This window comes from Pseudomonas sp. FG36 (assembly GCF_057809275.1).
On sequence record NZ_JBMDJQ010000060.1, the window covers coordinates 1 to 13242 of the forward strand.

Below are 13242 nucleotides of genomic sequence, written 5' to 3' on the forward strand. Positions count from 1 at the left end.
CCCCCCCCCCCCCCCCCCACGGATCCATCACTCGATGAAGGTGACCACGCCACCTTCCAGCGACTTCACCCGGGCCAGCGACTCGACGCGGTAGCCCTGGCTGTCCAGCTCGGCGCGGCCGCCCTGGAACGATTTCTCGATGACGATGCCCAAGCCGGCCACGGTGGCGCCGGCTTGCTTGATGATCGAGATCAGCGCCTGGGACGCCTTGCCGTTGGCCAGGAAATCGTCGATCACCAGCACGCGGTCGCTGCTGTTGAGGTGGCGCGGCGAGATGGCCACGGTGTTCTCGGTCTGCTTGGTGAAGGAATACACCGAGGCAGTCAGCAGGTTCTCCGTCAGGGTCAGCGACTGGTGCTTGCGGGCGAAGATCACCGGCACGCCGAGCTTCAGGCCGGTCATCACCGCCGGGGCGATGCCCGAAGCTTCGATGGTGACGATCTTGGTCACGCCGGAGTCGGCGAACAGGCGGGCGAACTCGTCACCGATCAGCTGCATCAGTGCAGGGTCGATCTGGTGGTTGAGAAACGCATCGACTTTGAGTACCTGGTCGGAAAGCACGATGCCTTCTTCGCGAATCTTCTGCTGCAGTGCTTCCACTGTGTGTCTCCGATGTAACAAAGGTGGCCGCAAATAGCGGCAAAGTTTAAGAATAATGGTTGATCAGCGTTTGAGCATTGCCCGGATATCGGCCAGGGCGTTGTTGCCGCGCGCGGCTTTCACTTCCACGGGCGCATCGTCCAGGCCTTCCCAGGCCAGGTCGTCCGGCGGCAGTTCATCCAGGAACCGGCTCGGTGTGCAGTCGATGATTTCGCCGTACTGCTTGCGCTTGGCGGCGAAGGTGAAGGCCAGGGTCTGGCGCGCGCGGGTGATGCCCACGTAGGCCAGGCGGCGTTCTTCCTCGATGGTGTCGGCCTCGATGCTCGAGCGGTGGGGGAGGATCTCCTCCTCCATGCCCATGATGAACACGTAAGGGAATTCCAGGCCCTTGGAGGCGTGCAGGGTCATCATCTGCACGCCCTCGGCGTTTTCTTCCTCTTCCTGCTGGCGCTCAAGCATGTCGCGCAGCACCAGCTTGCCGATGGCGTCCTCGATGGTCATGTCACCCTCTTCGTCCTTCTCGAGGGTGTTCTTCAGCGCTTCGACCAGGAACCAGACGTTGCTGATGCGGAACTCCGCGGCCTTGTCGCTGGCGGTTTGCTGGCGGATCCAGTTCTCGTAGTCGATGTCGCGGATCATCTCGTGCAGCGCGGCGATCGGGTCGTCCAGGGCGACTTTGTGGCGTACCCCGTCGAGCCAGTGCTTGAAGCGCTGCAGGCGCTCGGTGTAGCGGGCGTCGAGGTGCTCGCCCAGGCCCATCTCTTCGCTGGCGGCGTACATCGAGATGCCGCGCTCGGTGGAATAGTTGCCGAGCTTTTCCAGCGTGGTCGAGCCGATCTCGCGGCGCGGCACGTTGATGACGCGCAGGTAGGCATTGTCGTCGTCAGGGTTCACCAGCAGGCGCAGGTAGGCCATCAGGTCCTTGACCTCCTGGCGGCCGAAGAAGCTGTTGCCGCCGGACAGGCGGTACGGCACCTGGTGGTGCTGCAGCTTCAATTCGATCAGCTTGGCCTGGTAGTTGCCGCGGTAGAGGATGGCGAAGTCGCTGTACGGGCGGTTGGTGCGCAGGTGCAGGGTGAGGATTTCCATGGCCACGCGTTCGGCCTCGGCTTCCTCATTCTTGCAGCGGATCACGCGGATCTCGTCGCCGATGCCCATCTCGCTCCACAGCTGCTTTTCGAAGGCATGCGGGTTGTTGGCGATCAGCACGTTGGCGCAGCGCAGGATGCGGCTGGTGGAGCGGTAGTTCTGCTCGAGCATGACGATCTTCAGGGAGGGGTAGTCCTCCTTGAGCAGCATCAGGTTCTCGGGGCGGGCGCCGCGCCAGGCGTAGATCGACTGGTCATCGTCGCCGACCACGGTGAACTGGTTGCGCATGCCAATCAGCATCTTCACCAGCAGGTACTGGCTGGCGTTGGTGTCCTGGTATTCGTCCACCAGCAGGTAGCGCACGCGGTTCTGCCAACGTTCGAGTACGTCGGGGTGTTCCTGGAACAGCTTCACCGGCTGCAGGATCAGGTCGTCGAAGTCCACCGCGTTGAACGCCTTGAGCGTGCGCTGGTAGTGGGTGTAGACGATGGCCGCGGTCTGCTCGCGCGGGTTGCGCGCCTTCTCCAGGGCCTCGGGCGGCAGGATCAGGTCGTTCTTCCAGGCACCGATCATGTTCTTGATCTCGTCGATGCCGTCGTCGCCGGAGTATTCCTTCTGCATGATGTCCGACAGCAATGCCTTGATGTCGGACTCGTCGAAGATCGAGAACCCCGGCTTGTAGCCCAGGCGGTCATGCTCCTTGCGGATGATGTTCAGGCCCAGGTTGTGGAAGGTGCACACGGTCAGGCCACGGCCTTCCCCCGTACGCAGCAGGGTGGCGACTCGCTCCTTCATCTCGCGCGCGGCCTTGTTGGTAAAGGTCATGGCGACGATGTACTGGGCACGGATGCCGCAGTTCTGGATGAGGTGGGCAATCTTGCGCGTGATCACGCTGGTCTTGCCGGAGCCTGCACCGGCGAGCACCAAAAGAGGGCCGCCGACGTAGTCGCGGGCTTCCTGTTGCCGGGGATTGAGTCGGGACATGCTAGAAACCGGGGGTAACCAGAAAATAGCCGCGCATTCTAGCAGGCATGGGGTGGTTAATGCGCGACCGTCTGACGTTGTGATGCAGGGCGCGAATCGGATTTGCCGCATCTGCTACTTTCGCGCAGGATGCACGTCAGATTGCGTCGGGATGGTGGCCAGGGACAGGCAATGACTAAAAGTGAAAATCATTTCCAATTAATCGGGTAGGATTGCCCGCGCTCGCCGTTCCACCGCCCACATCTAAGGAGCCCGCTTGTCCACGCCTGTCGAACCCCTGCGTTTGCTGCTGTTGGCTGATGAGCCGGAGTGGGCCGTGCACCTGCGCGAATGCCTGCAACCGATGGGTGGCAGCGTCGTGCTGCTGACCGCGCCGAACTGGGCGGCGGTGGACAGCCTGTTCGCCAACGACCGTCAGGCCGTGGTGCTGGCCACGCCCGAGCTGCAGCCCGCGCCGGGGCGTTGCGAACTGCCGACGATCCTGCTGCTCGAGCAGGAACCGGCCAGCGCGCCGCTGGGCGCCAGCGACTGGCTGGTGCTGGCGCAACTGACTACCGACACGCTGCGTCGCTCGCTGCGCCATGTGCGTGAGCGCGGCGTACTGGTGGCCACCCTGCAGCGCCTGGCCGAACAAGACCCGCTGACCGGCATCGCCAACCGACAGGGTTTCCAGGCCTTGCTGACCGCACGTTTGGCCGAGAACGAAGGGCGTGGCCTGGCCCTCGGCCACCTCGACCTGGACAACTTCCGCCACGTCAACGACGCCCTCGGCCACCAGGGGGGCGACCGCCTGATCCTGCAGGTGGTCGCCCGCCTGAAGCACCAGCTGGAGGCGAGCGACCAACTGGCACGCCTTGGCAGCGACGAGTTCGCGTTGTTGATCGACACCCGGCGTGATCCCAACCGTGCCGAGTGGATGGCCGAGCGCATCACCGAGGCGCTCACCGAGCCCTACTGGATCGACGGTGAGAGCCTGCTGCTCGGCTGCAGCCTGGGGATCGCCCATGCCCGCGCCCAGGCCGGCGCCGACCCGCTGATGTGGCACGCCCACATCGCCATGCGCCAGGCCAAGGGCAGCCAGGGCTGCACCTTCCACGTATTCAATGAGCGTATCAATCGCAACGCCCGCAGCCTCGCCGACCTGGAAAGCGAGTTGCGCCGCGCCCTGCGCCGTGACGAGCTGGAGCTGCACTACCAGCCGCGGCTCAACCTCGCCGATGGCCGTATCGTCGGGCTCGAGGCGCTGGTGCGCTGGAACCATCCCGAGCGCGGCCTGCTGGCGCCCAGCGAGTTCGTGCCGCTGGCCGAGCAGAGCGGGTTGATCGTGCCACTGGGTTACTGGGTGATCTCGCGGGCCCTGAGCGATATGCAGGCCCTGCGCGAACGTGGCCTGGCACCGCTGCACATGGCGGTGAACCTGAGCTTTCGCCAGTTCCAGGACAGTCAGTTGCTGGCAACCCTGAGCCGGCTGATCGTCGAGCACGGGGTCGATGCGCGCTGGCTGGAGTTCGAGCTGACCGAGACCGCCGTGATGCGGCGCAACGAGCTGGTGCGCCAGACCATGGATGCCCTCGGGCGGCTGGGGGTGCGCTTCTCGCTGGATGACTTCGGCACCGGCTTTTCATCGTTCGTGCACCTGAACAGCTTGCCGATCACCTTGCTGAAGGTCGATCGCAGCTTCGTCGGCGGCATGGAGCAACGCGAAGAGAACGCCAAGCTGGTCCACGCGATGATCAACCTGGCGCACAACCTCAACCTGGAAGTGGTGGCAGAAGGTGTGGAGAGTGAGGAGCAGCTGGCGCTGCTGCGGGCGTTCGGTTGCGACCAGGTGCAGGGCTTCCTGGTCAGTCGGCCGTTGCCGGTGGAGGCGTTGATCGAGTACCTGTTGCAGGTGCCCACCCCGGGTTTGGTGCAGACCCTTTAGGCCCAATCGCCGGCAAGCCGGCTCCCACAGGTGTTGCGCCGTCCTTGTGGGAGCCGGCTTGCCGGCGATGCGCCGCGTCAGCGGCGCCCTGTTGCCTTTGGATCAACCCGCCAGCATGCGCCCGGTCTCTTCCAGGTTCTCGTGCCAGCTCAGCGCCTCGCGCAGGATATGCGGGGTATGCCCGCCACGCTGGCAAGCGCGCTCGAAGTAGTCGTTGAGCGCGGCGCGATAGTCCGGATGCACGCAGTTGTCGATGATCACCCGGGCGCGCTCGCGCGGCGCCAGGCCGCGCAGGTCGGCCAGGCCCACCTCGGTCACCAGGATGTCCACGTCATGCTCGGTGTGGTCGACGTGGCTGACCATCGGCACCACGCTGGAAATCGCGCCGCCCTTGGCGATCGACTTGGTGACGAAGATCGCCAGGTGCGCGTTGCGGGCGAAGTCGCCTGAGCCGCCGATGCCGTTCATCATCTTGGTGCCGCAGACGTGGGTCGAGTTGACGTTGCCGTAGATGTCGAACTCCAGCGCGGTGTTGATGCCGATGATCCCTAAGCGACGCACCACCTCGGGGTGGTTGGAGATCTCCTGCGGACGCAGCACCAGCTTGTCCTTGTAGCGCTCCAGATTGCCGAACACATCGGCATTGCGGCGGCTCGACAGGGTGATCGAGCTGCCCGAGGCAAAGCTCAGCTTGCCGGCGTCGATCAGGTCGAAGGTCGAGTCCTGCAGCACCTCGGAGTACATGGTCAGGTTTTCGAACGGCGACTCGATCAGGCCGCACATCACCGCGTTGGCGATGCTGCCGATGCCGGCCTGCAGCGGGCCGAGGTTGTTGCTCATGCGGCCGGCGTTCACTTCGCCCTTGAGGAAGGCGATCAGGTGGTCGGCGATGCCTTGGGTCTCGTGATCCGGCGGCAGCACGGTGGACGGCGAGTCCGGCTGGTCGCTGATGACGATGCCGACGATCTTCGCCGGGTCGATCGGGATCGCGGTGCTGCCGATGCGGTCGTCGACCTTCACCAGCGGGATCGGCGTGCGGGTCGGGCGGTAGGTCGGGATGTAGATGTCGTGCAGGCCTTCGAGGTTGGCGTTGTGCGACAGGTTGATCTCGACGATGACCTGCTTGGCGAAGATCGCGAAGCTGGCCGAGTTGCCCACCGAGGTGGTCGGCACGATATGGCCTTGCTCGGTGATCGCCACTGCCTCGATGACCGCGATGTCCGGCAGGGTCAGTTGCTTGTTGCGCAGCTGCTCGACGGTTTCCGACAGGTGCTGGTCGATGAACATCACCTTGCCGTCGTTGATGGCCTTGCGCAGGGTGCTGTCGACCTGGAACGGCATCCGCCGGGCGAGTACGCCGGCTTCGGTAAGTTGCTTGTCCAGGTCGTTGCCCAGGCTGGCGCCGGTCATCAGGCTGATCTTCAGCGGCGACTGCTTGGCGCGCTCGGCCAGTGCGTGAGGCACGGCCTTGGCTTCGCCGGCGCGGGTGAAGCCGCTCATGCCGACGGTCATGCCGTCCTCGATCAGGCCAGCGGCGTCAGCCGCACTCATTACCTTGCTGTGCAGGGAGGACAAGCGGATACGATCACGGTACATGGATTGTTATCTCAGGCTACTGAAGCTACTGGAAGCGCAGTCTAGAGATTTCGCCCGGTGCCGTCCCGCGACCATGGTCGTATGAGCGGCCCGGAAATAGAGCCGTTGATCTGGATCAGGCAAATGCGACAAACCCCGGAAATGGCTTCCCGGGGTTTGTCTTGTTCAAGCGGTCGGGATGCGGTCCGTGGACCTACTCCACAGCCTTGACCATGTCCTCGATGACCTTCTTCGCGTCACCGAACACCATCATGGTCTTGTCCAGGTAGAACAACTCGTTGTCCAGGCCGGCATATCCGCTGGCCATGGAGCGCTTGTTGACGATGATGGTCTTGGCCTTGAAGGCTTCGAGGATCGGCATGCCGGCGATCGGCGACTTCGGATCGTTCTTCGCCGCCGGGTTGACCACGTCGTTGGCGCCCAGCACCAGCACCACGTCGGCCTGGCCGAACTCGGCGTTGATGTCTTCCATCTCGAACACCTGGTCGTACGGCACCTCGGCCTCGGCCAGCAGCACGTTCATGTGCCCGGGCATGCGCCCCGCTACCGGGTGGATCGCGTACTTCACGGTCACGCCGTTGTGGGTCAGCTTCTCGGTCAGCTCCTTGAGCGCGTGTTGGGCGCGGGCCACCGCCAGGCCGTAGCCCGGGACGATGATCACGCTGTCGGCGTTGCTCAGCAGGAAGGTCGCGTCGTCGGCCGAGCCGGATTTCACCGGGCGTTGCTCTTTCGAACCCGCCGCGGCACCGGCATCCACGTCGGCACCGAAGCCACCGAGGATCACATTGAAGAACGAACGGTTCATCGCCTTGCACATGATGTACGAGAGGATCGCACCGCTGGAACCGACCAGGGAGCCGGCGATGATCAGCATCGAGTTGTTCAGCGAGAAGCCGATACCCGCTGCTGCCCAGCCCGAATAGCTGTTGAGCATCGACACCACCACCGGCATGTCGGCGCCGCCGATCGGGATGATGATCAGCACGCCCATGACGAAGGCCAGGGCCAGCATCAGGGTGAAGGCGCTGTAGTGGCCGGTGAAGGTGAACAGCAACCCCAGGGCGATGGTCGCCAGGCCCAGGATCAGGTTCAACTTGTGCTGGCCGGCGAACTGTACCGGTGCGCCCTGGAACAGGCGGAACTTGTACTTGCCTGACAGCTTGCCGAAGGCGATCACGGAACCTGAGAAGGTGATGGCGCCGATGGCCGCGCCAAGGAACAGCTCGAGGCGGTTGCCGGTGGGGATCGGGTCGCTGATGGCGGCGACGATGCCCAGCGACTGTGGTTCGAGCACGGCGGCGATGGCAATGAATACCGCGGCCAGGCCGATCATGCTGTGCATGAAGGCGACCAGCTCCGGCATCTTGGTCATCTCGACGCGCTTGGCCATGATCGAACCGGCAGTACCACCGACCAGCAGGCCGACGATCACGTAGCCGATACCCGCTGTCGCAAGCTCGGCGCCAAGCTTATAGATGAGGCCAACGGTGGTGAGGATGGCGATCCCCATGCCGATCATGCCGAACAGGTTGCCGCGCCGCGAAGTGGTCGGGTGCGACAGGCCCTTGAGCGCCTGGATGAAGCACACCGAGGCGACGAGGTAGAGGAGCGTTACCAGATTCATGCTCATGCTTACTTCTGCGCCTCGTTCTTGGTTTTCTTCTTGAACATCTCAAGCATGCGGCGGGTGACCAGGAAGCCACCGAACACGTTGACCGCGGCCAGCGCCACGGCCAGGGTGCCCATGACCTTGCCGGCCGGGGTGACGGTCAGCGCGGCGGCCAGCATGGCACCGACGATGACGATCGCGGAAATGGCGTTGGTAACTGCCATCAACGGCGTGTGCAGGGCCGGGGTGACGTTCCACACCACGTGGTAGCCCACGTAGATGGCCAGCACGAAGATGATCAGGTTGTAGATGCCGTGGGAAATCAGCATGTCTTCCATTGTCGTGCTCCTCAGCCGTTCTTGCGCACGACCTGGCCGTCGCGGCACATCAGGCACGCGGCGACGATGTCGTCTTCGAGGTTGATGACCAGGTTGCCGTCCTTGTCGAACAGCAGCTTCATGAAGTCCAGCAGGTTGCGCGCGTACAGCGCCGAGGCGTCGGCACCGACCTGGGCCGGCAGGTTGGTCGGGCCGACGAGGGTCACGCCGTGCGCCATCACTACCTGGTCGGCCACGGTCAGCGGGCAGTTGCCGCCTTGGGCCGCGGCCAGGTCGATGACCACTGAACCGGGTTTCATCTGCGCCACGGTCTCGGCGCTGAGCAGGGTCGGTGCCTTGCGTCCGGGGATCAGCGCAGTGGTGATGACGATGTCCGCCTGCTTGGCACGTTCGTGTACGGCCTGGGCCTGGCGCTGCATCCAGCTGGCCGGCATTGGCCGGGCGTAGCCGCCCACACCTTCGGCGCACTCACGTTCCTCTTCGGTCTCGTAGGGCACGTCGATGAACTTGGCGCCGAGCGACTCGATCTGCTCCTTCACTGCCGGGCGCACGTCGGACGCCTCGATCACCGCGCCCAGGCGCTTGGCCGTGGCGATGGCCTGCAGGCCGGCCACACCGGCACCGAGGATCAGCACGCGGGCGGCCTTCACGGTGCCGGCGGCGGTCATCAGCATGGGCATGAAGCGCGGGTAGTGGTGGGCTGCCAGCAGCACGGCCTTGTAGCCGGCGATGTTGGCTTGCGACGATAGCACGTCGAGGCTCTGCGCGCGTGAGGTGCGCGGTGCGGCCTCCAGGGCGAAGGCGGTGATGCCGCGCTCGGCCATCTTGGCGATCAGTTCGTTGTTGAACGGGTTGAGCATGCCTGCCAGCAGGCTGCCGCTGTTGATCAGCGCCAGTTCCTGGTCACTGGGCGCAACCACCTTGAGCACCAGCTGCGCGCCGAAGGCGTCGGCGGCTTCGCCCAAGTTGGCGCCAACGGCCTCATAGGCACTGTCCGGAATGCTGGCCTTGAGCCCTGCCCCCCGTTGCACGGTGACCTGATGACCCTGGCCAACCAGTTTCTTGATGGTTTCCGGGGTCGCGGCGACCCTTGTCTCACCCGTCTGCGTCTCGAGAGGAACACCAATGTGCACGACTTTGTCTCCTGCGGTGACCTTTTGTCTTTATAGGAACCAGCGCACTTCGGGTGGTGCGGCTGGGTGGTCGTAGAGCACGACCCCGCCGGATCCGGGGCGGGGGAGGCATTTTGCAGACGAACCCGAGGGCCTTCAACCGGTTCTGAAGCGAAACGAAGTTAAAACTACAAGTCACCCTGTGACCGTATGTCGCAACGGTATGCCCTCAACCCGTCAAGCACGCGCTATGCGGAGCTTAGGAGAAAATTTGAAAAAAATTCCGCTATTTTCGTTCTCAGTTTGCTGAATGTCGCAAAATCAGCTGCAAACCCGCGCAGTAACTAGAGTTGCTAGGTTTTTCGGGGTGAACGAAACAGATTACGGATTTGCGACAAATCCATATATCTGTAGGCGTTAAAAATAATTGACTACGGGGTCAGCTTTGACCGTTTCACCCTATTTCGTGGCGGTGTACTGTTGCGCCTGCGCCACCAGCCAGTCGCGGAACGCCCGTAGCGAGGCGGACTCGACCTTCCGCTCGGGGATCATCAGATGGTAGGCCTTGTCGCTGGAGAGGGCATGCCTGTTAGCGACCACCAGTCGGCCCTCCTGCAGCTCGCGCTGGATCAGGAACGGTGGAATCAGCGCAATGCCCATGTCATGCATGGCGGCCTGGGCCAGCATCGAAAACAGCTCGTAGCGCGGGCCAGTCATGTCGCGTTCGACGCTCATCCCCAAGCCGTCGAACCATTGTCGCCAGGCATAGGGGCGGGTGGTCTGCTGCAACAGCGGCAAGCCGGCAATGCGCTGGGCGTCGAGGCTGGCTTGCCCTTCCAGCAGGGAAGGGCTGCACACCGGCATGGGGTTCTCGCCCATCAGTCGGTGGGACTGGGTGCCCGACCAGTCTGCGTCGCCGAAGTAGATGGCGGCATCGAAGGGCGTGTCGGCGAACAGGAAGGGGCGGGTGCGGTTGGTCAGGTTGACCGTGACCTCCGGGTGACGCTGCTGGAAGTCTTTCAGCCGCGGCAGCAGCCACTGGGTGCCGAAGGTCGGCACCACCGCCAGTTCGATGACATTGGCGCCTTGCTGGCGCATCACCGAAAGCGTGTCGCGCTCCACCGCATCCAGCTGTGCGGCTACCTGGCGGCTGTAGGAGAGCCCGGCTTCGGTCAATTTCACGCCCCGGCGTGAGCGGCGGAACAGTTCGACATTGAGGAAGGTCTCCAGGCTGCCGAGCTGCCGACAGACGGCGCCCTGGGTCAGGGCCAGTTCCTGGGCGGCCTTGGTGAAGCTCTCGTGACGTGCGGCCGCCTCGAAGCAGACCAGGGCAGTGGTGCTGGGGATCTTGCGGCGCATGTACGTGAACCTCACATGTCAGGCGTTGGGAATGGCATTTTGATGATTACGAAGTGAGAAAATATCACTAAACGGTGCGCAATCCTCGTTTGTCCCTCACGCCAAACAGGCCTAGGATCAATCCAGCACAACAATTCGTTCCCATCTTTCGAGGAATCCGCACATGGCTGGCAAGGCAAGCTTCAACTGGATCGACCCGCTGCTGCTGGATCAGCAGCTCACTGAAGAAGAGCGCATGGTCCGTGACAGCGCCTATCAGTTCGCCCAGGACAAGCTGGCGCCCCGTGTGCTGGAGGCGTTCCGTCATGAACAGACGGATCCGGCGATTTTCCGTGAGATGGGTGAAGTCGGCCTGCTCGGCGCGACCATTCCCGAGCAGTACGGCGGCAGCGGCCTGAACTACGTGTGCTACGGCCTGATCGCCCGCGAGGTGGAGCGTATCGACTCCGGCTACCGCTCGATGATGAGCGTGCAATCGTCGCTGGTCATGGTGCCGATCAACGAGTTCGGTACCGAGGCACAGAAGCAGAAGTACCTACCGAAGCTGGCCAGTGGCGAATGGATCGGCTGCTTCGGCCTGACCGAGCCCAACCATGGTTCCGACCCGGGCTCGATGATCACCCGCGCCCGCAAGGTCGACGGTGGTTATCGCCTGAGCGGCAGCAAGATGTGGATCACCAACAGCCCGATCGCCGATGTATTCGTGGTCTGGGCCAAGGACGATGCCGGCGATATCCGCGGTTTCGTGCTGGAGAAAGGCTGGGACGGCCTCAGTGCTCCGGCCATCCATGGCAAGGTCGGCCTGCGCGCTTCGATCACCGGCGAGATCGTCATGGACAACGTGTTTGTGCCGGAAGAGAACATCTTCCCCGACGTGCGCGGCCTCAAAGGCCCGTTCACCTGCCTGAACTCGGCTCGCTACGGCATCTCCTGGGGTGCGCTGGGTGCTGCCGAGGCCTGCTGGCACACCGCTCGCCAATACACCCTGGATCGTCAGCAGTTTGGCCGCCCGCTGGCTGCCAACCAGTTGATCCAGAAGAAGCTGGCTGACATGCAGACCGAGATCACCCTGGCCCTGCAAGGCTGCCTGCGCCTGGGCCGGATGAAGGACGAAGGGACCGCGGCGGTCGAGATCACCTCGATCATGAAGCGCAACTCCTGCGGCAAGGCCCTGGACATCGCTCGCCTGGCGCGGGACATGCTGGGTGGCAACGGCATTTCCGACGAGTTCGGCGTCGCCCGCCACCTGGTCAACCTCGAGGTGGTCAACACCTATGAAGGTACTCACGACGTGCACGCGCTGATCCTTGGGCGTGCGCAGACCGGCATCCAGGCGTTCTATTAATAGAGGAGCCAGGCCATGGGCGCGCTTTCCTATCTGCGGGTGCTGGATCTTTCCCGGGTATTGGCCGGCCCCTGGTCCGGCCAGATCCTTGCCGACCTTGGGGCGGATGTAATCAAGGTGGAGCGCCCCGGCGCGGGTGACGACACCCGTTCCTGGGGGCCGCCTTTCCTGCGCGATGCCCAGGGCGAGAATACCAGCGAGGCGGCCTACTACCTGTCGGCCAACCGCAACAAGCGCTCGGTGACCATCGACTTCACCCAGCCCGAAGGCCAGCGCCTGGTGCGCGAGCTGGCGGCGAAGTCGGATATCGTCATCGAGAACTTCAAGGTGGGTGGACTGGCGGCCTATGGGTTGGATTACCAAAGCCTGAAGGCCATCAACCCCAAGCTTATCTATTGCTCGATCACCGGCTTCGGCCAGACCGGGCCATATGCCAGGCGTGCTGGCTACGACTTCATGATCCAGGGGCTGGGCGGGCTGATGAGCCTGACCGGGCGCCCGGAGGGAGAGGAGGGCGCGGGGCCGATGAAGGTTGGGGTGGCACTCACTGACATCCTGACCGGGCTGTATTCCACCGTGGCGATTCTTGCGGCCTTGGCGCATCGTGATCAGGCGGGCACAGGCCAGCATATCGATATGGCGTTGCTGGATGTGCAGGTGGCCTGCCTGGCCAATCAGGCGATGAACTACCTCACCACAGGCAACCCACCCCGGCGGTTGGGCAATGCGCACCCCAATATCGTGCCCTACCAGGACTTCCCGACGGCGGATGGCAATTTCATTCTTACCGTGGGTAATGACGGGCAGTTCCGCAAGTTTGCTGAAGTGGCGGGGCAGGCGCAGTGGGCGGATGACCCGCGGTTCTCTACTAATAAGCAGCGGGTAGCCAATCGTGCGGAGCTGATTCCGTTGATTCGTCAGGCTACGGTGTTCAAGACCACGGCTGAATGGGTCGCGGAGCTGGAGAAGGCAGGTGTTCCATGCGGGCCGATCAATGACCTGGCGCAGATGTTCCAGGACCCACAGGTATTGGCGCGTGGGCTGGCGGTGAATGTTCCGCATCCGCTGGCGGGCAGCGTGCCGCAGGTGGCCAGCCCGATCCGGTTGTCGGAGACGCCGGTGGAGTATCGGCATGCGCCTCCATTGCTGGGGGAGCACACCGAGGCGGTGCTGATGGATGTGCTGGGGCTGAGTGGGGAAGCGGTGCAGGGCCTTCGGGGCGCAGGGGTGCTGTAGCACGCACTTAATAGATAGATAGAAGCGGGGGGGGCGGGCGGCCGCCCCCC

10 protein-coding genes are annotated in these 13242 nt (G+C 63.7%); 3 read left to right on the forward strand and 7 right to left on the reverse strand.

The window, feature by feature from the left end:
• Positions 1–27: 27 nt before the first annotated feature.
• Together ACODS9_RS25850 and rep are read right to left on the reverse strand one after the other, a co-directional pair.
• On the reverse strand, positions 28–600 hold the full coding sequence (locus ACODS9_RS25850; protein WP_011536381.1) for a xanthine phosphoribosyltransferase: 573 nt from the start codon (positions 598–600) through the stop codon (positions 28–30).
• Positions 601–663: 63 nt separating this feature from the next.
• A complete protein-coding gene (gene rep / locus ACODS9_RS25855) occupies positions 664–2673 on the reverse strand; it encodes a DNA helicase Rep (RefSeq protein ID WP_489095065.1) in 2010 nt (669 codons plus the stop codon).
• A 256-nt stretch (positions 2674–2929) separates the two neighbouring features.
• Here rep and ACODS9_RS25860 point away from each other — a divergent pair, with 256 nt between their 5' ends.
• Positions 2930–4597 (forward strand): putative bifunctional diguanylate cyclase/phosphodiesterase, encoded by a 1668-nt coding sequence (locus ACODS9_RS25860; RefSeq protein ID WP_489095066.1) that lies wholly within the window; start codon positions 2930–2932, stop codon positions 4595–4597.
• A gap of 102 nt (positions 4598–4699) precedes the next feature.
• Here the strand turns inward: ACODS9_RS25860 and scpC are convergent, their stop codons facing one another.
• The 5 genes from scpC to ACODS9_RS25885 all read right to left on the reverse strand — a co-directional run bounded on the left by scpC (position 4700) and on the right by ACODS9_RS25885 (position 10611).
• Positions 4700–6193, reverse strand: coding sequence for a succinyl-CoA:acetate CoA-transferase ScpC (gene scpC, locus ACODS9_RS25865; RefSeq protein WP_489095067.1), 1494 nt, complete (start codon positions 6191–6193; stop codon positions 4700–4702).
• 193 nt (positions 6194–6386) lie between these two features.
• A complete protein-coding gene (locus ACODS9_RS25870) occupies positions 6387–7823 on the reverse strand; it encodes an NAD(P)(+) transhydrogenase (Re/Si-specific) subunit beta (RefSeq protein ID WP_489095068.1) in 1437 nt (478 codons plus the stop codon).
• A 2-nt stretch (positions 7824–7825) separates the two neighbouring features.
• Complete coding sequence (locus ACODS9_RS25875; protein ID WP_008097413.1) at positions 7826–8140, reverse strand: NAD(P) transhydrogenase subunit alpha part 2; 315 nt, start codon at positions 8138–8140, stop codon at positions 7826–7828.
• A gap of 11 nt (positions 8141–8151) precedes the next feature.
• Complete coding sequence (locus tag ACODS9_RS25880; protein ID WP_489095069.1) at positions 8152–9273, reverse strand: Re/Si-specific NAD(P)(+) transhydrogenase subunit alpha; 1122 nt, start codon at positions 9271–9273, stop codon at positions 8152–8154.
• Between the two features lie 438 nt (positions 9274–9711).
• On the reverse strand, positions 9712–10611 hold the full coding sequence (locus ACODS9_RS25885) for a LysR family transcriptional regulator (RefSeq protein ID WP_489095070.1): 900 nt from the start codon (positions 10609–10611) through the stop codon (positions 9712–9714).
• Between the two features lie 163 nt (positions 10612–10774).
• On the opposite strand from ACODS9_RS25885, the gene ACODS9_RS25890 reads away from it, so the two are divergent.
• Both ACODS9_RS25890 and ACODS9_RS25895 read left to right on the forward strand, forming a co-directional pair.
• Positions 10775–11956: an acyl-CoA dehydrogenase gene (locus tag ACODS9_RS25890; protein ID WP_023630017.1), complete on the forward strand. Its 1182-nt coding sequence runs from the start codon at positions 10775–10777 to the stop codon at positions 11954–11956.
• Positions 11957–11971: 15 nt separating this feature from the next.
• Positions 11972–13192 carry a CaiB/BaiF CoA transferase family protein gene (locus ACODS9_RS25895; protein WP_489095071.1) on the forward strand — a complete coding sequence of 407 codons (1221 nt, stop codon included), beginning with the start codon at positions 11972–11974 and terminating at the stop codon, positions 13190–13192.
• The last annotated feature ends 50 nt before the right edge of the window (positions 13193–13242 follow it).

Bases quoted from the DNA above. Each gene is read 5' to 3' on its own strand.
- ACODS9_RS25875 (WP_008097413.1), bottom strand. From the start codon at position 8,140: ATGGAAGACATGCTGATTTCCCACGGCATCTACAACCTGATCATCTTC.
- ACODS9_RS25885 (WP_489095070.1), bottom strand. From the start codon at position 10,611: ATGCGCCGCAAGATCCCCAGCACCACTGCCCTGGTCTGCTTCGAGGCG.
- rep (WP_489095065.1), bottom strand. From the start codon at position 2,673: ATGTCCCGACTCAATCCCCGGCAACAGGAAGCCCGCGACTACGTCGGC.
- scpC (WP_489095067.1), bottom strand. From the start codon at position 6,193: ATGTACCGTGATCGTATCCGCTTGTCCTCCCTGCACAGCAAGGTAATG.
- ACODS9_RS25870 (WP_489095068.1), bottom strand. From the start codon at position 7,823: ATGAGCATGAATCTGGTAACGCTCCTCTACCTCGTCGCCTCGGTGTGC.
- ACODS9_RS25890 (WP_023630017.1), top strand. From the start codon at position 10,775: ATGGCTGGCAAGGCAAGCTTCAACTGGATCGACCCGCTGCTGCTGGAT.
- ACODS9_RS25895 (WP_489095071.1), top strand. From the start codon at position 11,972: ATGGGCGCGCTTTCCTATCTGCGGGTGCTGGATCTTTCCCGGGTATTG.